General features: G+C 30.1%; 22 protein-coding genes. All 22 read right to left on the reverse strand.

The window, feature by feature from the left end; all coding sequences use genetic code 11:
• Positions 1-90 precede the first annotated feature (90 nt).
• The 22 genes from L1S49_RS05060 to L1S49_RS05165 all read right to left on the reverse strand — a co-directional run bounded on the left by L1S49_RS05060 (position 91) and on the right by L1S49_RS05165 (position 26,435).
• Positions 91-474, reverse strand: coding sequence for an SdpI family protein (locus L1S49_RS05060; RefSeq protein ID WP_238902826.1), 384 nt, complete (start codon positions 472-474; stop codon positions 91-93).
• 118 nt (positions 475-592) lie between these two features.
• On the reverse strand, positions 593-3,298 hold the full coding sequence (locus L1S49_RS05065; protein WP_238902827.1) for a prolyl oligopeptidase family serine peptidase: 2,706 nt from the start codon (positions 3,296-3,298) through the stop codon (positions 593-595).
• Between the two features lie 98 nt (positions 3,299-3,396).
• On the reverse strand, positions 3,397-4,173 hold the full coding sequence (gene srtB, locus L1S49_RS05070) for a class B sortase (protein ID WP_238902828.1): 777 nt from the start codon (positions 4,171-4,173) through the stop codon (positions 3,397-3,399).
• A gap of 166 nt (positions 4,174-4,339) precedes the next feature.
• The gene (locus L1S49_RS05075; RefSeq protein ID WP_238902829.1) at positions 4,340-6,790 is read right to left on the reverse strand and encodes a helix-turn-helix domain-containing protein; all 2,451 of its coding nucleotides are present in this window, start codon (positions 6,788-6,790) and stop codon (positions 4,340-4,342) included.
• Positions 6,791-7,066: 276 nt separating this feature from the next.
• Positions 7,067-8,953 carry an ABC transporter ATP-binding protein gene (locus L1S49_RS05080; protein ID WP_238902830.1) on the reverse strand — a complete coding sequence of 629 codons (1,887 nt, stop codon included), beginning with the start codon at positions 8,951-8,953 and terminating at the stop codon, positions 7,067-7,069.
• On the reverse strand, positions 8,946-10,679 hold the full coding sequence (locus tag L1S49_RS05085; protein WP_238902831.1) for an ABC transporter ATP-binding protein: 1,734 nt from the start codon (positions 10,677-10,679) through the stop codon (positions 8,946-8,948). Before L1S49_RS05085 ends, L1S49_RS05080 begins: the two co-directional genes overlap by 8 nt.
• A 54-nt stretch (positions 10,680-10,733) precedes the next feature.
• Positions 10,734-11,165 (reverse strand): MarR family transcriptional regulator, encoded by a 432-nt coding sequence (locus tag L1S49_RS05090; RefSeq protein WP_238902832.1) that lies wholly within the window; start codon positions 11,163-11,165, stop codon positions 10,734-10,736.
• A gap of 125 nt (positions 11,166-11,290) precedes the next feature.
• A complete protein-coding gene (locus L1S49_RS05095) occupies positions 11,291-11,938 on the reverse strand; it encodes a hypothetical protein (RefSeq protein ID WP_238902833.1) in 648 nt (215 codons plus the stop codon).
• A gap of 158 nt (positions 11,939-12,096) precedes the next feature.
• Positions 12,097-13,398: a PTS sugar transporter subunit IIC gene (locus L1S49_RS05100; protein WP_238902834.1), complete on the reverse strand. Its 1,302-nt coding sequence runs from the start codon at positions 13,396-13,398 to the stop codon at positions 12,097-12,099.
• Between the two features lie 85 nt (positions 13,399-13,483).
• Positions 13,484-13,795, reverse strand: coding sequence for a PTS sugar transporter subunit IIB (locus tag L1S49_RS05105; RefSeq protein WP_073022325.1), 312 nt, complete (start codon positions 13,793-13,795; stop codon positions 13,484-13,486).
• A gap of 31 nt (positions 13,796-13,826) precedes the next feature.
• Entirely contained in the window at positions 13,827-14,147 is a 321-nt protein-coding gene (locus L1S49_RS05110; RefSeq protein WP_021804147.1) for a PTS lactose/cellobiose transporter subunit IIA, read from the reverse strand.
• Positions 14,148-14,455: 308 nt separating this feature from the next.
• Complete coding sequence (locus tag L1S49_RS05115) at positions 14,456-17,398, reverse strand: prolyl oligopeptidase family serine peptidase (protein WP_238902835.1); 2,943 nt, start codon at positions 17,396-17,398, stop codon at positions 14,456-14,458.
• 78 nt (positions 17,399-17,476) lie between these two features.
• Positions 17,477-18,778, reverse strand: a complete 1,302-nt coding sequence (locus tag L1S49_RS05120; protein WP_238902836.1) for a PTS sugar transporter subunit IIC — start codon at positions 18,776-18,778, stop codon at positions 17,477-17,479.
• 300 nt (positions 18,779-19,078) lie between these two features.
• Positions 19,079-19,687: a sugar O-acetyltransferase gene (locus L1S49_RS05125; protein WP_238902838.1), complete on the reverse strand. Its 609-nt coding sequence runs from the start codon at positions 19,685-19,687 to the stop codon at positions 19,079-19,081.
• Positions 19,688-19,822: 135 nt separating this feature from the next.
• The gene (locus L1S49_RS05130) at positions 19,823-20,464 is read right to left on the reverse strand and encodes an NAD(P)-dependent oxidoreductase (RefSeq protein ID WP_238902840.1); all 642 of its coding nucleotides are present in this window, start codon (positions 20,462-20,464) and stop codon (positions 19,823-19,825) included.
• Between the two features lie 20 nt (positions 20,465-20,484).
• A complete protein-coding gene (locus tag L1S49_RS05135; protein WP_238902842.1) occupies positions 20,485-21,126 on the reverse strand; it encodes a DsbA family oxidoreductase in 642 nt (213 codons plus the stop codon).
• 89 nt (positions 21,127-21,215) lie between these two features.
• Positions 21,216-21,647: an Rrf2 family transcriptional regulator gene (locus L1S49_RS05140; RefSeq protein WP_238902844.1), complete on the reverse strand. Its 432-nt coding sequence runs from the start codon at positions 21,645-21,647 to the stop codon at positions 21,216-21,218.
• A 115-nt stretch (positions 21,648-21,762) separates the two neighbouring features.
• On the reverse strand, positions 21,763-22,803 hold the full coding sequence (locus tag L1S49_RS05145; protein WP_238902846.1) for a S66 peptidase family protein: 1,041 nt from the start codon (positions 22,801-22,803) through the stop codon (positions 21,763-21,765).
• Between the two features lie 66 nt (positions 22,804-22,869).
• Positions 22,870-24,237, reverse strand: coding sequence for an 8-oxoguanine deaminase (locus L1S49_RS05150; protein WP_238902848.1), 1,368 nt, complete (start codon positions 24,235-24,237; stop codon positions 22,870-22,872).
• Positions 24,238-24,734: 497 nt separating this feature from the next.
• Complete coding sequence (locus L1S49_RS05155) at positions 24,735-25,034, reverse strand: PTS lactose/cellobiose transporter subunit IIA (protein ID WP_238902849.1); 300 nt, start codon at positions 25,032-25,034, stop codon at positions 24,735-24,737.
• 56 nt (positions 25,035-25,090) lie between these two features.
• Entirely contained in the window at positions 25,091-25,390 is a 300-nt protein-coding gene (locus tag L1S49_RS05160) for a PTS lactose/cellobiose transporter subunit IIA (RefSeq protein ID WP_275299530.1), read from the reverse strand.
• Between the two features lie 130 nt (positions 25,391-25,520).
• Positions 25,521-26,435 (reverse strand): MurR/RpiR family transcriptional regulator, encoded by a 915-nt coding sequence (locus L1S49_RS05165; RefSeq protein ID WP_238902853.1) that lies wholly within the window; start codon positions 26,433-26,435, stop codon positions 25,521-25,523.
• Positions 26,436-26,465: the final 30 nt, after the last annotated feature.

The raw sequence follows: 26,465 nt of genomic DNA on the forward strand, positions 1-26,465 counted from the left end.
TTAAATCATAGTTATTTGTTTTTTTGATTAAAAAAAGTCCCTTTAATTGGGACTTTTATATTCATAAACAAAACACTCCTAAAGTATTAATTACTTAATTCTTCTATTTCCATCCTTATCAAAGTTCTTTTTTAATTCCTTCTCAACAGGGAAAATAGATGTAATCAAAAGAATAGTTTGAACAGTTACTACTATTGCAACAACAATACCTTGAATTTTCTCATTAAAATTTAAGATAATAAAGCTAATAATTATTGATAAAAATAATGTTATAAGCCCTAATTTTGTCCATAACTTCCCACAATATCTATGCGCAAAATTCCAAGTTTCCTTGTTTTTCATTGACATTGAGGTTCTATAACCATAAAATCCGTTTATTTTTTTAGGTCCCTGATTTTTAAATGTTATTCCAAAGAACAACATCATTATTGGAATAACTAAATTGCTTACAAATATAAATATTTCTTGCCACATAATTTCTCCCTATTATAAATTAAAATTATCATCACCTATAATAATAACATATTTTGTAAATTCACTAACCCTTCCAGTAAAAAAATCCACCTAAAATTAAATTTTAGGTGGAAGTTTTTTAAGCTGATTTTTTTCTTACAGAAATATATATTCCAGCTATAGATAATGTCATTATTACTAATAGTGGAGCTATTGGTGCTGTATCACCAGTTTTAGGTGCTGTTTTTACATCTGTGTTAGTAGGATTTTTGGTTGGTTGCTCTTCTGTTGGTTTTTCTTCACCTGGAGTTTCATTTTGTTTTAAACTTTGAGCAGCCATCCATTCCATAATACTTGTTTCTTTTCCATTTATTACTTGACTTACTTCATTATTAAATACATATATCCATGACCAATGTCCATTGTATTCATATGGAGTACCATCTGCATTTTTATACAATCCTGTTGTATCTACTACTTTATCAAATAGTGATAGATAAACATTTTTTGCGCCAGCTTTTATTAATCTTTCATAAGTCGGTACAGTGTTTATTGCTGGTGGCAATACTGTATCTGTTGCTGCCGCAACAAACCATATTGGAGTTTCTTTCATTTTTTCTAAGTCAGAATCAGATATTAAACTATCATTTAATCCTTCGCATACTGGGAATGCAGCAGCAAAATATCCTGGATAATCACGAATCATAACCATAGTTATATATCCACCATTAGAGCATCCTCCAATATATATTTTATTAGCATCTATGTCATCATTTTTAGAAACGTAATCTTTTATTAATGACATAAGGGCTTTTGTATAAATTGAAGTTCCATCTAGTTTTCCAGACTCAGTTTGCATCCATCTAGTTGGTGCTTGAGGTGTTAAAACATATGCCCCTCCAAAATAATCTTGTATTTCTTTTGAGGAGAAGTTTACTGCTTTATTTCCTGATATAGGTACAGTTGCATCAGAACCACCTTCTCCACCACCATGAAGCCAAATAACTAATGGATTTTTACCATTATCTTTTGCTGGAGCATAACTTGCATAAGATAAAGTTACATTGTCATAAGTTGCTTTTGAAAGATCAAAATCATCTACTCCTACTTTTATTTGATCTTTAAGTTCATTAGCTACAAGACGTGATATTGTAGTGCTATCAGATACAATATTCTTTTCTTGAGTAATTGTATATTTAGTGTCAATCCATGCATTACCGCCTGACGCTGGAACATAGTTAAATGGTGAACCTAATGTTATACTTGGTCCTATTTCCATTTCTAAAGTTGCGTAGTTTCCTGTTGTTGCTGCATTACCTTTTGCATCAGAAACATAAGCTTTTGTTATCTTTCTATAACCTTCTTGTATTAATGGTGTAGCTAATCTTTTGTCACTTCTAGAAACAAATGCTGAAAAACTATCAGTATTAACAGAACCTTCTTTAACTGCTTGTCCTAAATCAATTACGACTTTTGTAGTTGCTGGACCCCAATCTTCGATTTCTGTAATAGTATTATAGGTAGTAAAATCAGATTTGTTTTGAGATGCTAACCATTCCATAATGGTTGTCTCTTTTCCATTTATAACTTCTTTTGGATCATTATTATAAACATATATCCATGACCAATGTCCATTATATTTATATGGTGTACCATCTGGATTTTTATATAAACCTGTTTGGTCAACTACACTATCATATAATGATAAATGAAGGTTTTTAGCTCCGGCATCTTTTAATCTCTTATGTGTTGGAATTACATAGCTATTTACATCAACTGTAGTATCATCTTTAGATGCAATAAACCACATTGGAAGATCCTTCATCTTTTGAATATCTGAATCTGTGATTAAAGAGTCAGCTAATGCTTCACATGTTGGAAATGCAGCAGCAAAATAATCTGTATACTCTCTAGCCATAACCATAGTCATATATCCACCATTGGAATCTCCTCCGATGTAAATTCTATTTTTATCTATATTACTATTTTTAGAAACATAGTCTTCTATTAATCCCATTAAGGCTTTTGTATATTTAGAATCTTTGCCTCCAAATTCACCGTTTGGTCCTTGCATCCACATTGTTGGTGTTTGAGGTGCTAATACATAAGCTCCATCAAAATATGATTGTATATCTTCTGATGCAAAGTTAGCAGCTTTGTTTGCTGATATTGGAAGAAGTCCATCTGTTCCACCTTCACCCATACCATGTAACCATATAATTAAAGGTTTCTTTTCCCCAGTTGTTTCAGGTGCATAGCTTGCATATTTTAAATTTATATTATCATAAGTTCCACTTCCTACAGTAAAATCATCAACAAGCTTTTTTGTATCTCCTGAAAAAGTATCAATAACTAATCCAGAAATTGTTTCTGTAGGAGTAGTTATATCTTGTACTTGAGTGATTGTATAGTGAGAATCGATCCACTCATTCAAGAAAGTTTTCATACTGAACTGAATTGGTGATGCAATATCTAAAGTTGGTCCTATTTCCATTTCAATAACTACATAATTTCCACTTTCTTGAGCATTACCATCCTTGTCGGATACGTAAATCTTAGTGATGTTACGATCCCCTTCTGATAAAACCGTATCTTTACCTTTTTCAGTTCTCTTTACGTGTACTTTAAATGTATCCTTTGATATTGAATTTTTATTAACTGTCTTGCCTAAGTCCACTACTACTCTTGGGATTGCAATACCCCAATCATGAACTTCACTAATAGTACTGTAAGAAGTTGACTTTCCATCAGCTGCCAATACTGTTACTCCAGAAGAAAGTATCATAGATGTTGATAACATAAGTGCCATAAAGCTTTTTCCGTATTTGCGGAATCTTTTAATCATTTTTATCCCCCTCCCATTTTAAAAGTTCCTTATATAGAACCTTTTAAACTTAAAACCTATATATTAATGGTTATAAAGTTTCACTTAATTAATAGAAATTATTGTTTTACCATTTTACTGTTTACTACAAAGCGGCTGTCTTTATCATTATTTGTGCATGTAGACAAGGTCAAAACTATGTCATCCTTTCCTACATTTATTCCAGTATCATATAAAGAATTGTTCTTTATTTCCTTTAAGAAATCTTCATATTCTTGGTCTGTAGAGAACTTTTTAATATAACTTTTACCATTATGGGCACTTGTTTTATAGGCAGAAAATATCTCACATTTAAAAACTTCATTTTCTGTATATAGCCAAAAATATGGAGTACTTTCGTAGAAATCTTTATCCATATATTTGTTTAAAATGCTAAACATCGAACCATTTTTCATGTTATGACCATATAGGATTGTATTTTTATCTTTAAAACTTGAATCGTTTTCAAAATCCATAAAAATACTTCCTGAATCATTTTCTGTTTTATTAAAAGTATGATTCAAGTAATAACTATTGTCTGCTCCTTTAACAATTGGATAATTAACTTCTGTGTCCTTAAAAGAAATCCATCCAACAATATCTTCATTAAGCTTTTTCAAACTCCCAAAATCTACTGATAAAACTTCTTTATCCTCACTTTCTGAAATCTTAGAGTCTCTATTAACATATTTCTGAAGACTTTCATATTCCTTCTCACCTTTTTTATATTCATTAAAAATAGCTAATAGGGAAACTGCTGAATATATTAAGGCAGAGAGACTAATAATAAGTAATGCTAATCTTGTCCATTTCCTCTTTTTGCTCTTATTTCCATCTTCTAATCTCATTAAATTCATAGCACCTACTTTACCTCAATCTATTAAAATTATATCTTTCAGACAATAGAATTTCTTTCCAATAAACGTATGTTTATTTATTTTTTTAATCCTCTTTTACTACATTCCTTTCTGTTACTTCTTTTTCACCTTTTCTAACCAAGTCAAAAAAGGGTATATAATTTTTTTATTCCCTAACTACCTCTATTAGCATAACCTCGTGAGGTTGCATATTTTCATCGATTTCTAAATCGTTTTCACAAAAAACATATTCTCTTTTATATCCATATATTGATTTCTGTTTAAGATAATCAAGTTCTTCTTGATATATATTTTTTTGCCATCCTATTTTAATCCACTCATCATAAACAGAACCATTTTCTTGATTTATTCTATATATCTTTTTAGTTATATTTCCATTAACACCTAATAAGGTGATTTTTATATTTCTTATTTTTTCTTTAAATATACTATACCTATCACTTAAAACTTCCTTTTCGTTGTATTTAATATCTTCATTTTTAAAATGACAGTAGTTATAGGCTAGTATTTGAATAACCCCTTTAGAATTCTTAGTTACTATAAAGTCCTCGCCTTTTTCTATTATTTGAGATCCAAGTTTATTTAATAGTTTATAAGAATTATATATAGGTTTTTTAAGTCCGTTGCTAGTAACAAACCCAAGCCCTCCATGAAAAGTATCATAACTAGTTTTTACTTCCTCAAAAATATCAGTAAATGTCCAATATCCCATTCCATCAACTTTATTAAAATTTTCAACAACGTTTTTAACTAAATAAGAAGCTTTAAAACAAGTATCATGAACTAAATCTCTAGGGTCGGCGTTAAGATTCCACTCAGTAATAAATATTTGTTTTTTCAAAGCTGGGAAGTTATCTAATATTTTCATAAGTTTATCTAGGTTTTCACTTATATACATTTCTTCAGCATATACACATTCATTAGCGGAGTCTTGGAGAATTAATTTCCCATCCGAATCTATTCCAGAATTCTTAAAAATGGTAACTAAATCAGTATTGTTTTTAGGTTTAATTGAATAAATCTTTAGCGATATAAAATCAAGTTCTATATTTTCTTTAAGAAAAAAAGCATTATACATTTTTAGAATATCTGTGTTTATCAAAATCTCGATGAAATTATTTATTCCTCCAACTTTTAACTTTGAATTAACCTTTTTTACAGCTGAATAAGTTCTCTTAAAAAACTCCAATGTTTTTTTGCTCACACTCTTTTCAATGGTAAAGTTATCCCAAATTTCAAAATACCAAGAAGTAACCTCATCAATTCCATATCTATTTATTAAATGTTTTGTAAAATTTCTAACAAGACTCTCCCACTTATCTAAGCTTTTTGGGTAACTTATATTTGCTTTCCAATTAAACATATACTTTTTTTCACTAGCAAGGCTTTCAGGCATATAACTTAATTCAATAAATGGTTTTAACTTAACTTCTAATAAGAAATCTATAAGTTCATCTATATAACTGAAATTGAGTTCTACTTCTCCATTGGAATTCTCATTATATATCATCATGTCATCACTAAAGATTCCATGAAATCTTATATATTTAAATGCTATTTCTTCTTGGATAGCTCTAAGCTGCTGCCTCCATTCAGCTCTTAACCCCTCTGAAGCTCTTCCAAAGCAAATGATTTTATTCCATGAATCTTTTATATCCCCTATAGTCTTCTCACAATTAATAATATATTTTTCATTAACTATATTTTCCTTATCCTCATTTGAGCAGTATTTTTTAATTAAATCTATAATTTCTATATCTTCTAAATTAATATTACTTTTGGGATTATTAATTTTAATTGGATTAGTATTGTGGATATTTTTTCTATAAATTGACGGCGTGGTATTGTATTTTTCTTTAAATACCTTAAAATAGGATTTAAGATTAGGAAAGCCATTTTCTAAAGCAACATAGGTTATCTTATTTTTTTCGTTTTTTAGATCCTTTAAAGATTCTTTTAACCTCACATTAGAAATAAAATCATTTAAAGTTAACCCCATATGTTTAGAAAAATATCTAGATAGATATTGAGGGTTTAAGTTCACTTCCTCAGCCAAGTCATTTAAAGTTAACTTTTCTTTATAGTGGATATTAATAAAATTAATCAGCTTTTCTATTCTTTTATCTTCTATCGAGGAATTTGATTTTATATATTCCTTTTCATCTATATATTTAGTTGTAAATACTAAAATCAAATCTAAAACCCTCTTTTTGATCTCTAAAGCATAAGACTTTTCCTTTTTTATAAATGATTCTATTATTTTTAAAAGCATTCTCCAAAAACTCTTATCTTCTTTAGTATTTAAGTAAAATCTAATTTCAGAAAAATCTTTATAATAATTGTTAAAGTAGTTACTATCTATATTTAATGTAATAATAACGTTTTCTTCTAAAGGCTCTAGTAAACATAAGCTTTCATTATTGATTAAAAATACAGCTCCTTCTGAAAGATTATATAAATTGCTGTTTGTTGTGACATTAATCTTCCCCTTTAATATGAAGATTAGTTTCAATTCTTTATTGAAGTAGTATTGAGTTTTAGTTACTCCATAGCTGTTAATACTAATTGGAATATCACTTGTTTTCTCAAATATCATTATCCTTCCCCCTTTGACCGTAAATTCAGATTTTACTTACATCTGTTAATATAATCCAGCAAATATCATACCAAAACACTAAAATAGCCATTAATCAACTTCCTATTTAATAAATCAATGTAGTGTTTGTGACTTTTTCCTTAGTGTTTGGATATTATTCTTGAGTGTTTAGGCTTTATAGTCATTATAAAATAATTTAATTTTCATAATGAAAATAGCTGATACTAAGAACTTTAAGCTCCTAATATCAGCTATTTTTATAGTTATTATATACCTTTAAGAAAGTTCAAAAGCTCCTGTATAAAGCTGATAATATCTTCCCTTTTGATTAATTAAGTCATCATGACTTCCTCTTTCAATTATCTTTCCTTGGTCTAAAACCATAATAACATCTGAATTCTTAACTGTAGAAAGTCTGTGTGCAATTACAAATACAGTTCTACCTTTCATAAGTTTATCCATTCCTTCTTGTACGATTTTCTCTGTTCTTGTATCGATACTTGAAGTAGCTTCATCTAGTATTAATACTGGTGGATCTGCTATAGCAGCTCTTGCTATTGTTAGTAGTTGTCTCTGTCCTTGAGATAAACTTCCTCCATCACCAGTAATAAAGGTATCATAACATTGTGGTAAATGTCTTATGAAAGTATCTGCATTTGCAAGTTTTGCCGCCGCTATTACTTCATCATTTGTAGCATCTAATTTACCATATCTAATATTATCCGCAATAGTTCCTGTAAATAAATGAGGATCTTGAAGTACCATACCAAGGGATCTTCTTAAGTCATCCTTTTTTATCTTGTTGATGTTTATATGATCGTATCTTATTTTTCCATCCTGAATATCATAGAATCTATTGATTAAATTGGTTATGGTGGTTTTACCAGCACCTGTAGCTCCAACAAAGGCTATTTTTTGACCAGGTTTTGCATAAAGATTTATATTTTTTAATATTAATTTCTCATCTGTATACCCAAAATCAACGTCATCAAATACTACTTCTCCTAAAAGCTTAGTATAGGTAACAGATCCATCTTCATGAGGATGTTTCCATGCCCATATACCAGTTCGCTTATTAGTTTCAGTTAATGTTCCTTGCTCATCTTCATTAACATTAACCAGTGTTACATATCCCTCATCTTCTTCGTGTTTTTCATCTATAAAATCAAATATACGTTCAGCTCCTGCTAAAGCCATAACTACAAAGTTAAACTGTTGTGACATCTGTCCTGTTGTTTGACTAAATGCTCTTGTTAGTTGAAGGAAAGCTGCAAGTCCTCCAATGGTAAAGCCTGCAAAAGAGTTTATTGCTAAAGTTGCTCCTAAGATAGCCATTACAACGTAAGTTATATACCCAATATTACCTATTATAGGCATTAGTATATTTGCAAACTTATTTGCATTATTAGCACTATCACGTAAAGCATCATTTATTTTGTCAAAGTTAGCCTTCGCTTCTTGCTCATAACCAAATACCTTTACTACCTTTTGCCCTTCCATCATTTCTTCTATATAACCATTTACTTTACCTAAATCTTTTTGTTGAAATCCAAAGTACTTTCTACTTTTCCCACCAATTAACTTAGTAACATATGACATAGTAGCTATAGCTATTATCTGAACAATCGTAAGCGGGATACTTAAAAATATCATAGAAAAAAATATGCTTACAGCTGTTATTATAGCTGCTAGAAGCTGTGGAATCCCTTGACTTATCATCTGCCTTAAAGTATCTGTATCATTAGTATATAAACTCATTAAATCTCCATGAGAGTTTCTGTCAAAAAAACTTATAGGTAGCTTTTCCATATGTGAAAACATATCATCTCTTATTCTCTTTAAAGAGCCTTGAGAAATTACAATCATTATACGGTTGTATATATAAGTACACAAAACTCCTACATAATAAATAACAGCCATAGTTAATACTACTTTAAGTAGTGGTGCAAAATCTATATTTGATTTATTCATAAGAGGGGCTATATAATCATCAATTAAGCTTCTAAGGAACATTGTACCTATAACATTAGCTATAGAACTTATTATTATAGCTATAGTAACAATGAAAAAAAGAAACTTATATTCTTTAACTACATAGTTTATTAATCTTTTTAATGTTTTTAAAGAGCTTACATTACCTTTAAAATTCTTGTCTTTATTCATCTTTATCAGCTCCTTTAACTTGTGATTCATAAACCTCTTTGTATATATTATTACTTTCTAATAATTCTTCATGAGTTCCAAATCCATCTATAAGCCCATCATTTAATACTATAATCTTGTCAGCATCTTGAACTGAAGAAATACGTTGTGCAATAATGATCTTTGTTGTATTAGGTATTGTTTCTATAAAGGCTTTTCTTATAAGAGCATCTGTTTTAGTATCAACTGCACTAGTTGAATCATCTAAAATTAATATTTTAGGTTTTTTAAGTAATGCTCTTGCTATACAAAGTCTCTGTCTTTGCCCACCAGATACATTAGTTCCACCCTGCTCTATGAAAGTATCATATTTATCTGTAAAACTTTCTATAAACTCAGATGCTTGAGCCTGTTTACATGCCTCTATTATTTCTTCATCTGTTGCGTTTTTATTTCCCCATCTTAAGTTTTCCTTTATGGTTCCTGAAAACAGTACATTTTTTTGAAGCACCATGGATACTTCGTTTCTAAGTGTTTCTATATCATATTTTCTAACATCAACTCCACCAACTTCTACTGAACCATCTGTAACATCATATAGCCTTGGTATAAGTTGAACTAAACTAGATTTAGAACTTCCTGTTCCACCTATAATTCCTATTGTTTCCCCTGAATCTATCTTTAAACTTATATTGTCTAGTACTAAGTTATTTTTATTAGTTTTATAATAAAAACTAGCATTTTTAAATTCTATAGATCCATCTTTAACTTCATATATTGGATTCTCTCCATTAGTTAAATCACTTTTTTCATCTAAAACTTCTACAATTCTTTCAGCAGATGGCCTAGCTATAATAACCATAACAAATACAAAAGACATCATCATAAGGCTCATCATTATATTTGCAGTATAGGTGAATAAACTCATTAATTCACCTGTTGTCATAGTGTTTGAAACTATCATTTTAGCTCCAAGCCAAGACAAAAGTAATATACAAGTATAAACGGTAAACTGCATAATAGGTCCATTAAGAATAACCAATTTTTCTGCTCTCATAAAGTAATCATAAAGAGTTTTTGATTCTTTATAGAACTTATCTATTTCATGATCTTCTCTTACATACGCCTTAACAGCACGAATGCCTGTTAAATTTTCTTGAACACTAGCATTTAAATCATCATATCTTTTAAATACTTTTACGAAGTTTGGATGTGCTTTCATGATGATAGCATACAACACTATAGATAGAAAAACTATCGCTCCTAAAAATATAAGTGCTAGTTTCCAATTAATATAAAAACACATGAGCATAGCCGATACCAACATAAGAGGAGCTCTTGCAAACATTCTTATTATCATTTGAAATGCATTTTGAACATTTGTAACATCAGTAGTTAATCTAGTTATAAGCCCTGCTGTTGAGTATTTATCTATATTTGAGAAAGAAAAGTCCTGTATATTATAAAACATTCCTTTTCTTAAGTTTCTTGCAAAACCAGATGACGCACTGGCTCCAGTTTTACCAGCAATAATTCCAAATGTAAGTGATAAAAATGATGCTACAAGCATTCCAATCCCTACCATTGTTACATACTTCACATCACCTTTCCCTACCCCATTATCGATTATCCATGCCATAAGGAATGGAATCATAACCTCCATTGCCACTTCTAACCCTATATATATTGGAGTCATAATTGTATCTTTTTTAAACTCTCCAATATAACTTGCTATTTTTTTTACCATAACCTACCTCCTCATCTTTGTTAGACTTCTAACTAATCACTTAAAAAAAATTGCCTAATCAGCAATTTTTTTCATTAATCTATCTATTAATTCAGTTAGTATTTCTAATTCTTCATTACTCAATTCATCTTTTAATGATTTTTCAAATTCAAGTATATAACTATAAACCTTGCCTTGAATTTCAGTTCCTTTATCTGTAAGGATTATCTTCTTAAGCCTTGCATCCTCACATACACTTACTCTTTCTATATACCCATTCTTCTCCATAAGTTGAAGAACGCTAGTTACAGAAGATCGTCTAGTATCTAACTCTTCTTCTATATCCTTTTGAAATATTGATCTTACTTTTGTTTCACGATTCAAGAATCCAAGTATCCTTGCTTGAACCCCAGTCAAACCATATTTAGATGCTTCTTTAGCTATTTTCCTATGAATTCCATGTGATAAGATATTAATCTTCTTCCCTATGTAGATTTCTTTATTCAATACTTTACCTCAAATTGTTAGACTTCTAACTAATTATAAAATTCTTAAACTAATTTGTCAATTAATTTTCTAATTTTGAAAATCAGTATAGTTTAATAACAAAGAGAATAGTATGAAACTAAACACTATTCTATAATTAAAGATAATTTTCTCAAGCTTGGACTCATAAGCTTCACAAAAAGATCTAACATAGGTCCAAAAATCAACATTGCTATTATAGTACCTTCTCTTACCGTCATAGAATTTTTGAAGATAAATGTAATTATTAAAGATATTATAATTGCTATTATATCTACACCTTGTCTTATCGAACCAAAGTTTTTATTAATCTTTTTTGCTAAAACCATACAACATGATTCTAGTGGAAAACTAATAAGATTAATTGCAGTAATCATAGCTATACCTAAAGCACACATTACTACAGATAAAATAAACAAACTCATACTTATAAAATAATTATCAATTATAATTTCTGATAAAACTTTGTATATCATAAAATTAACAACAGTTCCTAATAATATTGAAACACCTATCTGAGCCAGGTGATTAAATCTAAATCCATCTTTTAAAAGAAAAATTTGCACTAAAACACAACTAATATTAAGAATCATAGAAAAAGTTCCTACTTTTATTCCTAATACCATTGATATACTTTGACTTAATGCATCCCATGCACCTACCCCTATTGCTATTTTTATCCCTAAGCTTGCCCCTATGGCAGTTATAATCATAGCTATAGCCACCATGATAATCCTATTAATTTTTTTATTCATCTAATACTACTCTCCTTAGTAAATCTGATTCATACACTAAAAATATACCACAACCTTAACTCCATAAATTATCTATTTCTGAAAATCAAATATATTTCCTTAAATAACAATAAAGACTTTAGATAAAGTCTTTATTGTTATTTTTATTAAATTTTATATTAAGCTTGAGCTTCTTGCTCACTCTTAAGATTCATAGCATCTACTTTCTTGAAGAATGGGAAGTATACTAATACAGATATAGTTATACATACTACTTGAAGTAAAGCCATTCTCCATCCACCCATTATTAATCCTCCGATTACTGGTGGTGTAGTCCAAGGAACAGTTACACCTGTAAATAGTGGAACTAATCCTACTCTCATAGCAAAATATGCTACTACTGCTGAAATTGTTGGTGCTAATACGAATGGTAAGAACATTAATGGGTTCATAACCATTGGGAAACCAAATATTATTGGTTCATTTATGTTGAATATTCCAGGTCCTATAGATAATCCACCTAATGCTTTGTTTTGGTCAGATTTAGAGAACCATACCATTAATATTGCAAGACCTATTGTTAATCCAGATCCTCCAACTGTTACAAAGCTAGCCATAAATTGGTCTGTAACTATATGTCCACCATTTTCTAGTGTAAGCTTTTTACCTGCATCTAAAATTGCTTGGTTTTCAAGTCTGTTTGCTATTTGCATACCTTGCATAACACCGTTAACTATATTATTTCCATGAACACCAAACCACCAGAAGAATGGTACTAGTGCTGTTGTTATTATTAATCCGATTAATGAATCTGTAAATCCTTGTAATGGTGTTTGTAATACTTTAAATATAAAGTCTATCATTGTTGTTCCTAATGCATATTTGAAGAACATAAATATAAACATTGTTCCTGTTATTATAACAAGTCCAGGTATAAGTGCTGAGAATTGGTTAGATACCCCTTGTGGTACTCCAGCTGGCATCTTTATAGTAATTTTTTTAGTTAAGAACCAAGAATAAATTGCTCCAACTAGTAATCCTATGATTATTGAAGCTACCATACCTTGTCCACCTAACCATGTTCTAGGTATAACTCCTGATACAACTTCTCCTGTTGTAGATGTTGTGAATTGATCTAATGTTATTAAAAATACTGCAAATGCTATAATTCCTGCTCCTAAAGGTTCATGCCCTTCATTCTTAGCATACATGTATGCTATACCGATTACAGCTACCACAGCCATAATTGACATTGTTGAGTTATAAACTTGGAATAATGGTTCTGTCCATCCTGCTCCAAATATTCCTGCCATCCAATCATTAAATGGTTGATATGGAATTTGAGCAAGTAATAAAAATATTGACCCAATTAATGACATTGGTAACGTGTAAATGATTCCATCCTTTAGTGCTACTATTCCTTTAAGTTCAACAAACTTCATTACTATGTTTATCAACTTTTCACTACGTGTTTCTGACATAAAATAAGTCCTCCTAGTTTTTTATTTATATATTTTCTGCTATAAATAGTTCTAATATTTATAGCAGAACTTAATACCTTATTGATTATTTTCCTAATAATTTTAAAGCAAAATCTAAAACTTTATCACCTTTCATCATTCCATAATCAACTGAGTTGATTACATCTACTGGAACTCCTTTTGCAGAACAAAGCTTTTTAGCTGCTGGTAATTTATATCTAACTTGTGGTCCAAGTAAAGCTACATCTATTCCTTCTTCTAATTTCTTACCCATAGTTGATTCTGGGAAAGCTTCTATATCAGCTTCTACTCCCTTAGCTTTAGCTGCCTCTTGCATTTTTGCTACTAATACACTTGTTGACATTCCTGCCGCACAAAATAATCTTATCTTTATCATCTTTTTTTCCTCCTTAAATATCTATACTTAACTATTTAACTAGTTTATTAACTATTTTTCTTAGTTCCATAATTTGTTCTATAAGATTCTTTTCTGTTATTGTTGTCATTAAATGATCTTGTGCATGTACAAACAGTACCGACACTTCTGTTTTTTCTCCTGCTGCTTCTTTTTGTAATAAATCTGTTTGAGAATTATGAGCTACTTCTAGTGCTTCGTTTGCTTTTTCTATTAATTGATCTGCCTCTTCATAGTTTCCTTCATTTACTGCGTTTAGAGCTTCATAGGAATATCCCTTAGCATCTCCTGAGTTTATTATTATATTCATTATTACCTGTTCTAACTCACTCATTTTATTACCTCCGTATTTTTAAATCCTTTTGTTTTTATACTCTTTATATTAGCAAGACTCGTGCCAAAACACTAAAACCACCTATAATTAACGTTTTCAAACATAAATATTATTTAGTGTTTGATTATTTAGCATCATTTTAATTAGTGTTTAATTTTCATCAAGTAGTGTTTGACTATTTAAACAGTGATTTTTAAGTGTTTATATTTATTCTACTTGTGTTTAATTTTTCTTTTTAATATTAATTTAAATAAAAAAATGACTGGGCATTTCTTATGCCGCCAGCCATTTCCTTTATAAATAATTTTTTATATTTTTGCTCTTTTTTTCACTAATACAAAACCTAATGCAATAAGTATTATAGAAATTCCAAGTAAAGAATTCATTCCTACCATTGATCCTGTTTGAGGCAATGTTAAACCAGTCTTAGAATCATTAGTAGCTTCCCCTATTACATATTTTGAGAAATGAGGAGTCTTAAAAGTTACATTATTTCCATCTAATGATGTTTTTAAACTTTCAAAACTTTTAGTTTCTTCATTATAATAGAATACTGTTATCTTATCTTTATTAAATTTACTTAATTCCTCATCAGTAAGAGTTATTGTAATCTCAGCTTTACCATTATCAAATTTATGAATAAGAGTTTTATTATCTCCATTTACTACATATAGATTGAAATTGTAAACTTTTTTATTTCCTTTTAAGTTTTTAACAATATCACTGTTTTCTTCAATATTAAGTTCAAAAACTATTTTTGAACCTTCAACTAATAAGCTATCATCAATAGCTGAGAAAGGAAGTTTTATTGTAGTATTTCCCACTACTATTTCAAAAGATCCTTTTCCATCTTTAACTGATTGTACATCTTCAATTTCAACTTTAGCTCCTTTAGTTAAATCAACATCTTTTACTACTATCTTATTAACACCATCTTTATTAACTATTGGGTTATTGGATTTATTATCATCAACTGCTTTTGTTTGCTCAAAAAGCCAATCAATTATACCTTGATCATTATTAAATACTGGTACCCATGACCAATGTTTTAAAGCTCCATAGAATTTATGTGCATCCATATATTCATTACTATATATAGTTTCTTTAGCTTTTGTACTACCTAATTCTATTAAAGCTTTATATGCATATTTACTTGTTCTACTATCACAAATTGGATCTCCATCTGCATGTACTATCCATATTGGAATATCTTTTATTCCTTTTAATTTTTCTTTAAAGTCTGCTACAGCAGTAGCTTCCTCAGCTTTGTAATCTCCTATTGTATCTTTTGCTGCTATTGATATAGCACCTGCAAAAAGATCTGGATATTGCATCATAAATCTAAATACTCCGCCTCCACCACTTGAGGCACCTACTACATAAACGCGATTTTTATCTACTTTTCCTTCTGAGATTAATTTCTGAATTAATTCATTATAAGCAGTAAAATAATCTTGCATTTGTTTTAATTCTGTAGGATTATTGTAACTTGCCCATCCATAATTTTTAGGGAATTGTACACTAAGTACTGATGTTTCTTTTCCAGACTCAGTCCAAGTTGTAGCTCCTCTATTTTCAGTTAAATGTTTTAATCCATCTGTTCCTACTTCTCCACCACCATGTAACCATACAACTAGTGGCTCTGGTTTACTTGATTTTGTAGATTTAAGTTTGTATGTTAAGTTCTGACCATTACTGCCTACAAAAGTACCAGATACAAATTCATCTACAGTTTTAATATTAACCTTTGAAACATTGCTTTGGTTAAAAGATAACTCTGGATATTTGCTGCATATAATTGAAAATGGTGATATAACTCCACCTGGATATTTAAATCCTTTAAATCTTAATTTAACTGTATTTCCTTCTATGCTTAATTTAATTTCGTCATCAGCATAGTTGTTTTGTACAAGATTTCCTTTAGAATCTAGTGGATATCCATCATAATTCCCTTTTATATCAAAATCTGAAGCTTTTAGTCCTGAAAGCTTTGATGCATCGTTTACTGTTATATCAAATCCTTGAACCATAGTCCCTGCATCACCTATATAAGTATCAGCAACTATATCTTTTACCTGAACAACTTGCTTAGATTGGGAATATAGCCAACTAATCATATCTTTGTTATTTAGAGTAGGAACCCAAGACCAATGAAGAAGTCCACCATATAGTCTTAATGAATTCATATATTCTGTTGAATATATAGTTATTTTAGCACTATCATTTCCAAGCTCTTTTAATTTGTTATATATATTTTTACTTATGGTGCTAGCATTAGTTGTATCTTCTTCTGCATGGAACAACCATATTGGTAATTTTGATATCTTACTAAGTTCAGATAAATCTTTAACTGTTCCTCTACTTGCTATTGCAACTGAAGCTGTAAACAGGTTAGGTTTCTCTAATAAAAATCTTAAAGTTAATCCTCCACCCATAGATGCTCCAGTTAAGTATATTCTATTAGAATCTACTTTTCCTTCAGCTATAAGCTTATTTATAAGCTCTTCATAAGCATCAAAAAAGTCTCTCATATCTTTTAATTCTGCATCAGTAAGTTCTACAGAATATTTATATGGGTATTGTGCTGCTATAACATTTGTTGTATATCCTGATTCTGCAAATGCTACTGCCCCTCTATTAGCTGTAACTGGTTTAATGTTATCTGTTCCAACTTCTCCAGCCCCATGCATCCATATTACTAATGGCTCAGGTTTTCCTGTATTTGCTGAATATAATCTATATGGTATCTTCACACCATTAGTTCCTACGTAAGTCAAATTCTCAAACTTATCAACTGTTTGAGTTTTTATTTCATTAACATTACTTGATGTAAAATTAAGCTCAGGGTACTTATCACATACTACACTGAATACCCCTGTCATACTTGAATCATATTTAAAATCCTTTACATCCATCTTTATTGTATTGCCTTCAATACTCAAAGAAATACCATCATCTTCATAATTTTCTAGAGCAAGCTCACCTTTAGAATTTAAAGGATATCCATCATAGTTGTTTATTATTTCGAAATCTTCAGCTTTAATTCCTTGAATCTTAGCTATATCATCAACAACTATCTCAAAACTATCAACAACCTGCCCCACATCTCCCACATAGGTATTAGCTGTAATATGCTTTATACTAACACTACCTAGAGTTTCAGCATTAACTCTTAAACTAGGTATAGCAAAATTCACTATTGTTCCTGTCAGTGTAAGTGCCGTTAAAAAACTTTTCAAACCTTTTTTCATTACTTTTTACACCCCTTATATATTTATATAGCAAAGGCTCAACATAGATAATGTTGAGCCTTCACTAAATTGTCTATTCTAAGCTTCTGCTTCTTGCTCACTCTTAAGATTCATAGAATCTACCTTTTTAAAGAATGGGAAATAAACAACAACTGAAATTGCTATACAAATTATTTGCATCAATGCTGTTCTCCATCCTCCTAGGATAAATCCTGAGATTATAGGAGGTGTAGTCCAAGGTACTGTTACACCAGTGAATAATGGAACAAGACCTACTCTCATTGCAAAATAAGCAACTATAGCTGATATTGTTGGTGCAGCTACAAATGGCACAAACATTAATGGATTCATAACCATTGGGAATCCAAATAGTATTGGTTCATTTATATTAAATACACCAGGTCCTACAGAAAGTTTACCTAAAGCTTTATTTTGCTCAGATTTTGCTATAGTAAGCATTAATATTACTAACCCTATTGTCAAACCTGATCCAGTTACAGTAACAAAACTTGCATTAAATTGATCTGTTACTATATGTCCTCCGTTAGCTAAAGTTAATTCTTTACCTGCATCTATAATTGCTTGATTATCTAGTCTATTAGCAGCTGTAAGTCCACTCATTACTCCATTAACTATAGTAGCACCATGAACACCAAACCACCAGAAGAAAGGTACAAGTGCAGTTGTAATTATTAAACCTACTAATGAATCTGTAAATCCTTGTAGTGGAGTTTGTAATACTTTAAATATAAAATCTATTAAAGTAGTATTAAGTGCATATCTAAAGAACATGTATACAAACATTGTAGCTGTAATTATTACAAGTCCAGGTATAAGTGCTGAGAATTGATTTGATACACCTTGTGGAACTCCAGCAGGCATCTTAATAGTTATTTTCTTAGTTAGGAACCATGAGTAAACAAATCCAACTAAGAGTCCTATAATTATGGCTGTAACCATACCTTGTCCACCAAGCCAAGTTCTAGGTATAACACCTGATACAACTTCTCCTGACTTAGATGCTGTATATTGATTTAAAGTTATTAAAAATACTGCGAACGCTATGATTCCTGATCCTAATGGTTCATGACCTTCATTTTTAGCATACATATATGCTATACCGATTACTGCTATTATAGCCATAATCTGCATTGTAGAGTTGTAAACTTGGAACAATGGTTCAGTCCACCCTGCTCCAAAGATTCCAGCCATCCAATCATTAAATGGCTTGTATGGTATTTGTGCTAATAATAAAAATACTGATCCTATTAGTGACATAGGTAGAGTGTATATTATTCCGTCTTTTAGTGCAACTATTGCTTTAAGTTCAACAAACTTCATTACGATACTTATAAGTTTTTCTCCACGTGTTTCTGACATAATATAATTCCTCCTTATAATTTATACCTTTTATTAGAGCAATATCTATGCCAAAACACTATTTCCACGTATTCATAACGTTTTCAGCAAGTGTTTCTAATAGTGTTTAAGTATTTTTTTATTGTGTTTGACTTTTGATATCGTTTTAATAGCATTTTAATTTTGTGTTTATATTTTTTTATTAGTGTTTAAAGTTAATATATTAAAGGTAAACTCACCAGTCAGTTTAATTAAAATAAAAATGTCTAGTTAATTTTCTAATTAAAAAATAACTAGACATTCTCTATCTATATTCTTTTATTAATAATCATCAACATCGAATTCTCTATCTTTAAAATAGTACTTTCTATCCTCTTCGGTTACTTCTCTTATAACTCTACATGGATTACCAACTGCAATAGCATTGTCTGGGATATCCTTTGTTACAACACTTCCAGCACCTATAACCACATTTTTACCTATTTTAACTCCTGGATTTATTATGACATTTCCGCCTATCCACACATTATCGCCTATTATTACTTCAATTCCATATTCATATCCAGAATTTCTTGATTCAGGATGAACAGGATGTCCTGCAGTATATATGGATACATTAGGTGCAAACATAACGTTTTCTCCTATTATAACTTTCCCTACATCTAATATAGTACAGTTATAATTTACAAAAAAGTTATTACCAACTTCAATATTTTTTCCATAATCACAATGAAATGGAGGTTCCACTACAATGTTTTTCCCAGACTTTCCAAGTATATCTTTAATTAATGCATCTAATTCCTCTTTTTTATCTGGAGACATAGTGTTATATTTATGTATCTTTAACTTATTCTCCATCCTCTCTTCACTAAGACCATCTAACCAGGCCTTATATGGTAGTCCTGCAAGCATTCTTTCTTTTTGATTCATAGTAATACCTCTCTTTTACCTTTTATAATCTATTTAAATAATGAAATTATACTAATATTATACTCAATTGTTTACATATAAAAAAGAGTTTAGCAAATTAACTCTACTAAACTCTCATATTACAAAAGAATTTAATTATTCTTTCTCTGAAACTACAGTAAATCTTTCATTTATGTGTTTCCCATTCTCAATTTCATCTACTAATGCCACTGCCAAGTCAGGATAACTAAGGTAACTTTCTCCTTTAGAATTAACTATAACATTATCTTTTCCTTCTATATATTTACCTGTTCTTTTTCCTTGAGGATCAAAAAATGCTGCTGGACTTAAGTGAGTCCATTTTATTCCTTCTGACTTTTCCATCTCTATTAAGCTAGCTCCCATAGCTTTAGCAGTTGGAAGATATGCTTCTATAAAATCTGGAGTATCATATAATCTCACCTTTTTATCTTCATCTACAAATAAGCTTCCAGCACCACTTACTACGATTAATCTTGTATCAGGTACTTCTTTTAAAAGATTTGTAAGAAATCTTCCTGCATCTACATAAAGATTTTCTTTTCCAGCTGGTGCACTAATAGCATTTACTAAAACATCTAGGTCTTTAACATCCTCAGCCTTTAAATCAAAAAGATCCTTTTCTATTATTTCCACAGTTTTATCTGTTAATTTTGAAGCATCCTTGACTATTGCAGTTACTTCAATACCTCTATCTAGAGCTTCCTTTAATATAAGACTTCCAGCCTTTCCATATGCACCTATAATTCCTATTTTCATTTCTCATTCCTCCTATTTTTTTAAATTTCACATACTCCGTCTATACTGCAAACTCCATAGCCTTTACTCGCTACATCCTTTGTATATTCATCATTAATTGCTTTTTCAAAAGTTTCTTTATCTGTATATCCTTCAATTCTTTTATTTCCTATAATAAACGTTGGAACCACTTTAACATTTGCATCCTCATAAGCATGTCTCAATGCCTCTCTTTGAACATCTTTATATTTTCTTGTTTGTAATGCTTCTTTGAACTCTTCTTTATTTAGTCCGGCTTCCACTGCAAGTTTAGCTAAAACATCTATTTCTCCAATATTTTGTTCTTCTTTAAAGAAAGCTTCATAAATCCTATCATTATATTCTTTCCCTTTTCCATGCTCCTTAGCAAAATGAAAACCTTCAAAAGCTAAATTAGTATAGGGATTTGGAGATACCCTAGGCAACTTCATATCACTTCCTATGGATTTAGTAAATCTATCCCACATTTGCATTTTCTCCGGATCATTTATAGGATCTAGTTTTGGTACAGGTTCTGGTCTTAACTCAAAAGGCATCCACTCAACCTCAACATCTTTTCCTTCTATAGCTTCTTCAAAAATCCCTTTTGTTATAACGCAAAATGGACAAATATAATCTGAATATACTTTAATTTTTAATGACACAATTAATCATCTCCTAAAATATTTTAAGTTTACTTAACACTATATGCTGTAACTATTATAGTTACAACCTTGGTAAAAAAAATTGAAACCTATCCTTCAATTTTTTTGTTTAAAACTCCTACAAGTTCTTCCATATTTACATCTTTAAGAACATTCTCCATAGCTTCTTGTGCTCTAAATAATATCAGTTCAAGAACGCCTTGAATATTAGCTCCAATAGGACAATCTATATTAGGGTTTTCTTGAAATTGAAAAAGTTCTCCTTCTTCAACAACTTCTACAGAACGATAAACATCTAAAAGAGTTATCTCCTTTAACTCCTTGTTTAATGATGCTCCTCCAGTACCTGAAGTAACATTTACTAAACCTGCTTTTTTAAGCATACCTGTAATTCTTCTGATTACCACGGCATTAGTATTAACACTTCCTGCCATCCACTCAGAAGTACAAAGAGTATCACTTTGAATAGCTATTAATGATAATATATGAACAGCTACAGTAAATCTGCTACTAATTTTCATTTAAAACACCTCTTGTAACCATTATAGTTACAACTAAACTTTTAGTCAAGAGTTTATAGAAAAATATCCATAAGAAATTTTAATCTCCTATGGATATTTACATTTTATCTAAAACTTAAACCACTCCCGATTCTAATATAGAAAACTTCTTATTATCACAATCAATTTCTGCTAATGCACCATATGGAATTATCATCATTGGTGCCGTATGACCAAAATTCATATTGTACATTATTGGTAAGTCTTTAAGCCTTAATTCTTCTCTAATAACTTTATTAATTACATTTTTATACTCTTCATAATACTTGTTGTCATATGGCTTTCCAAAAATTATTCCATTAATTTTTTCTAAAATGCCTTGAGAGCCATAATTTCTAATCCAGTACTCAAAATATTCAGGACTCGGTGTATCTTCTGATGTTTCTAAAAATAATATTGATTCCTTCCACATGTCCACTTCTGGCCAGATTTCTGTTCCCTTAAGCATCTCTAAAACTTCAATACAGCCCCCTATTAGAGTTCCTTTTACCTTTCCATTTCCCTGCAGAACCTCTATCCCTTCAAATTCATTAGTTCTTCTACCTATATTCTTATTTTCTTCCTCCCAAGGAAGGTGCTCACTTGTCCATATAGTAGATGCTTGAACTTCTCCTATTTCTTCTCTATTAAACAGAACCTTATCTACCCAATATCTTGTATAATCAAACATTTCAATATTTTCCGCAAACTCTGATAAAATAGCTGGACCATAAAAACTAGAAATTCCTGCTTTTAAACAAATCATATGTGCAACTGTTGTATCTGAATAACCAATAAAAACCTTAGGATTGTCTTTAATAATATCAAAATCTATAAATGGAAGCATTCTAACACTTTCATTCCCACCTATACATGAAAAAATTCCTTTAATTGATTTATCTTTAAAAGCATTCATTAAATCTTCAGCTCTTTTTTTAGGATGATTATATAAATAATCACTTCCCTTTAGAGTATTCTCCATTTCAACTACCTCAAGACCGAACTCTTCTTGTAATCTTCTCTTACCTTGATTATATCTCCATAATATTTCTTTATCTCCAGCTCTACCCCAAGACAAACTTACAGTGGCTATTTTATCTCCTCTTTTAAGCATTGGTGGTTTTATCAAGTTCAGCATAGCCATTCCCCCTACTTTTTGAAACATTATACCAGTTATTAACATTAGCTCCAATGTATTATTCTTTTATTTTTCTCTTTGCTTCCTAACTATTTCTTTAGCCAAGCTATGAGCTTTGTTATAAACTTCATTCTCATTGACAGTAAGAAGTACTCCATCCTTACAAACTACCTTCCCATTAACTATAGTCATTTTAGTAAAGCTTGAATTACCTAGACAAACTAAAGATACTAAAGGATCATGACATCCAGCAAATTCAACCTTATTTAAATCAAAGAGTATTATATCTGCTGCCTTTTCAATATCAAGTCTACCAGTATCACTTCTTCCAAGTACATCTGCACCACCTCTTGTAGCGACCTTTAATATTTCATAAGCGTTTAATCCATCAACACCATACTTTAAATGATTTAATAAGTAGGCTCTTCTTACTTCTTCCCACATATTAGATCCATCATTACTAGCACTACCATCCACTGCTATACTTAGATTTCCTTTTTTAGCTCTTACAATATCAGTAGTTCTGCAAATACCACTATTCAGTTTCATATTTGATGATGGACAATGTGCAATACCAGAACCATTAAGATTATTTATTTCTCTATCATTTAGATGTATTCCATGTGCAAACCAAACATCAGAACCTACCCATTCTAAATCTTCCATAAGTTCAAATGGTCTTCTTCCATATTTATCAATACAGAAATTTTCTTCATCTAGTGTTTCAGCAATATGCGTATGCATCATAACCTTTAATTTTCTTGCTAAATTCTTTGTTTCAATCATCAAATCTTTGGTAACTGAAAAGGGGGAACAAGGTGCAAAAGCTATTCTTGTCATGGCAAAATCTTTATCGTCGTGATACTGACTTACCAGTCTCTGACAATCCTCTAGTATTTTACTCTCACTTTGAACAACAGACATAGGCGGCAAGCCACCTTGATCTCTACCAAGAGACATAGAACCACGAGTAGCATGAAATCTTATTCCAATTTCCTTAGCCGCTTTTATTTGGTCATCTATTAAAGTATTGGGTTGATTATTTGGAAAAACATAGTGATGGTCAGATGTAAGAGTACATCCAGTTCTTAGAAGTTCGCTAAAGCCTACCATAGCTCCATTATATACTACCTCTGGAGTTATATTCTTCCAAAATTCATATAACCCTATAAGCCATGGAAATAGTGGTTTTTCTTGAACTTCTTTAATTCCTCTAAATAGTGTTTGGTATAAGTGATGATGTGTGTTAACAAAACCTGGTAGGGCAACAAGACCAGAACAGTCAATAACTTCTGAACCTTCTGGAATAGATAAGGTATCTCCAATCGCTATAATTTTATTTCCTTTAATAAGGATACTGTAATTTTCAAATATTTCATCCCTATCATTAAAAGTGTAGATTGAACTGATATTTTTTAAAAATAATGTCTTCATTTTTATAACCTCCTAAAATTTGTTGAGTATTTTAAGTGGTTAACTCGACACTTTATTTTTGAGTAGTAAAAATAATATATATTATTATACAATAAAATAGGATTTTTACAAGCTGCGTTTTTTATTATATTTCACTATTTCTCTTATTTCTCATGACATAAATTTATTCTACAAGAAATCTTCAATTTTTATTTTAGCTGGATATCTGGTTTTCTGTATTTCTGGTTAAATGTATATATGGTTATTAAACATAATATTTAAGCAAAATGACTTTAATGAGGCCTGAGAAGAAGCCTCTACAGTAATATGGTGCATAATATAAACCCAAAAAAATTTTAATGTGGCTTGAAATTAGATATCTACATGATTAAGCTGTAAAGTAAAAAACCGCTTGAATAAAGCTAAAAAAGCCAGTTTAAGTTTAACCTCAACTGGCCATTTATATTTAAACTTTTATTAATCAAGATAAAAAATAATACATATTATTTTTATCTCACTTAACTAAACCTTTCATACATCTCTACAATTTCCTTAGCTATGTCTTTCATGTTAACTGCATTCATTAGGTGATCTTGAGCATGAAGCATTAATAAACTTAATTCAACCTTGTTTCCATTTACTTCATCTTGAATCAATTTGGTTTGAATACTATGAGCCTTAAGTAAAAATTCTTCTGCTTCCTTAATGTTGTCTTTTGCTATTGCAGAATGTCCCTCTTTACTTTCCATTATTGACTCCATTGCCTTGCTTGATGCAGAGCCTGCATTTACTATTAATTCCATTATTATCTCTTCCATAATTCATACCCTACCTTTACAAATTTAGTTTACTCCTTACTACTATAAGTTTAAATCTAACTAAATTTTTCATACATCTCTACAATCTCAGTAGCTAATAATTTCATAGTTAAAGCATTCATTATTTGGTCTTGAGCATGAACCATTAGTAAATTTAATTCAGTTTTTTCTCCATTTACTTCATTTTGAATTAACTTGGTTTGGATATTATGAGCTTTTAGTAAAAGGTCATCTGCTTCTTGCATATTTTTTCTTGCTGCTTCAGAATTTCCTTCTTTAATTTCCATTATTGATTCCATTGCCTTACTTCTAGCGCAACCAGCATTAATTATTAGCTCCATTACTATCTCTTCCATATTCATCTCTCCCCTATCTTTATGAATGTGATTTGCTCTCTTTAATATGAATATACCGCTGCCTTATCCAAATCACAATATAGCTGGAGCTGATTGTACTTTTGTTTCATAATCTTCTTTAATTGTTATTCTATTTATGATACTTTCGTGTCATTGTAGGCATATCTTTATCAAAATTGTATATTATATCCCTTTGTCGTCCTATTATCTCTTCATATTGATTAGCTAAAATTTGTGTATATATAATATCAAAAATATAAGTGATACTATATTGATTAGAAATGGTTTCCATTCCCTCTACAATATCTTTTTGTGGTATTTTTATTAATTCATTACAATACTGGGATACATCCTCTGATAGTGGTCCTACTACCCCTACTAAATATATTCCTAAATGTCTCAATACTTTTGCTGCATGTACTACAAATGGATTATTGCCTGAAAATGACACAACAAAAGCCATCATCTTGGATTTATTTTTAACAATTGCTAAATAGCGTTCATTTATAGTACTGTTTACAGAACTTTCTATTCCTATTGTATTAAATTTATGAGTCACCGCTTCAAGTATTGCACATCCCATACCAGTAGAATAGAATTCTAATTTCTCCATTCTAGGAATTTGATTAATTATTCTATTTATAAGGATCTGATTATTTGACAAATTCACATCATCAATTGCTTTTTTATATACTTGCTGAAGTAGACCATCAATCTCTCTATAAGTACTTCTTCTATTTAAATTTGGATGTAGTTCTTCTTTTCCAAACTTTATTTCTTCATTTATCTCGGAATACAATATCTTTTTTAACTCTTGATAACCAGAAACATTCAGCTTTTTACACAAACGAATAACAGTAGATTTACTTGTGAAAGTTTCTTTAGCCAATTCCTCACTGTTCATTTGTTGAAATTTATCTGGATGATTTACTATAAATTCAGAAATTATTTTTTCACTTTCTGTAAAGTTTGTACCTCTTCTCAATTCATCAATCACCATATCATATTCTCTTCTTTCTATGCTTTTTATTTCTCTAAGGCGCATTTAATATTTACTTCAATTATATCTCCAATA

The sequence above is a fragment of the Clostridium sp. YIM B02506 genome, assembly GCF_022324845.1.
In the GTDB taxonomy this organism is placed as follows: domain Bacteria; phylum Bacillota; class Clostridia; order Clostridiales; family Clostridiaceae; genus Clostridium_T; species Clostridium_T intestinale.

Bases quoted from the DNA above. Each gene is read 5' to 3' on its own strand.
- L1S49_RS05140 (WP_238902844.1), bottom strand. From the start codon at position 21,647: ATGAAAATTAGTAGCAGATTTACTGTAGCTGTTCATATATTATCATTA.
- L1S49_RS05105 (WP_073022325.1), bottom strand. From the start codon at position 13,795: ATGATAAAGATAAGATTATTTTGTGCGGCAGGAATGTCAACAAGTGTA.
- L1S49_RS05065 (WP_238902827.1), bottom strand. From the start codon at position 3,298: ATGATTAAAAGATTCCGCAAATACGGAAAAAGCTTTATGGCACTTATG.
- L1S49_RS05095 (WP_238902833.1), bottom strand. From the start codon at position 11,938: ATGAATAAAAAAATTAATAGGATTATCATGGTGGCTATAGCTATGATT.
- L1S49_RS05155 (WP_238902849.1), bottom strand. From the start codon at position 25,034: ATGGAAGAGATAATAATGGAATTAATAGTAAATGCAGGCTCTGCATCA.
- L1S49_RS05160 (WP_275299530.1), bottom strand. From the start codon at position 25,390: ATGGAAGAGATAGTAATGGAGCTAATAATTAATGCTGGTTGCGCTAGA.
- L1S49_RS05080 (WP_238902830.1), bottom strand. From the start codon at position 8,953: ATGAATAAAGACAAGAATTTTAAAGGTAATGTAAGCTCTTTAAAAACA.
- L1S49_RS05085 (WP_238902831.1), bottom strand. From the start codon at position 10,679: ATGGTAAAAAAAATAGCAAGTTATATTGGAGAGTTTAAAAAAGATACA.
- L1S49_RS05120 (WP_238902836.1), bottom strand. From the start codon at position 18,778: ATGTCAGAAACACGTGGAGAAAAACTTATAAGTATCGTAATGAAGTTT.
- L1S49_RS05165 (WP_238902853.1), bottom strand. From the start codon at position 26,435: ATGCGCCTTAGAGAAATAAAAAGCATAGAAAGAAGAGAATATGATATG.
- L1S49_RS05125 (WP_238902838.1), bottom strand. From the start codon at position 19,687: ATGAATCAAAAAGAAAGAATGCTTGCAGGACTACCATATAAGGCCTGG.
- L1S49_RS05060 (WP_238902826.1), bottom strand. From the start codon at position 474: ATGTGGCAAGAAATATTTATATTTGTAAGCAATTTAGTTATTCCAATA.
- L1S49_RS05075 (WP_238902829.1), bottom strand. From the start codon at position 6,790: ATGATATTTGAGAAAACAAGTGATATTCCAATTAGTATTAACAGCTAT.
- L1S49_RS05145 (WP_238902846.1), bottom strand. From the start codon at position 22,803: ATGCTGAACTTGATAAAACCACCAATGCTTAAAAGAGGAGATAAAATA.
- L1S49_RS05100 (WP_238902834.1), bottom strand. From the start codon at position 13,398: ATGTCAGAAACACGTAGTGAAAAGTTGATAAACATAGTAATGAAGTTT.
- L1S49_RS05110 (WP_021804147.1), bottom strand. From the start codon at position 14,147: ATGAGTGAGTTAGAACAGGTAATAATGAATATAATAATAAACTCAGGA.
- srtB (WP_238902828.1), bottom strand. From the start codon at position 4,173: ATGAATTTAATGAGATTAGAAGATGGAAATAAGAGCAAAAAGAGGAAA.
- L1S49_RS05150 (WP_238902848.1), bottom strand. From the start codon at position 24,237: ATGAAGACATTATTTTTAAAAAATATCAGTTCAATCTACACTTTTAAT.
- L1S49_RS05130 (WP_238902840.1), bottom strand. From the start codon at position 20,464: ATGAAAATAGGAATTATAGGTGCATATGGAAAGGCTGGAAGTCTTATA.
- L1S49_RS05115 (WP_238902835.1), bottom strand. From the start codon at position 17,398: ATGAAAAAAGGTTTGAAAAGTTTTTTAACGGCACTTACACTGACAGGA.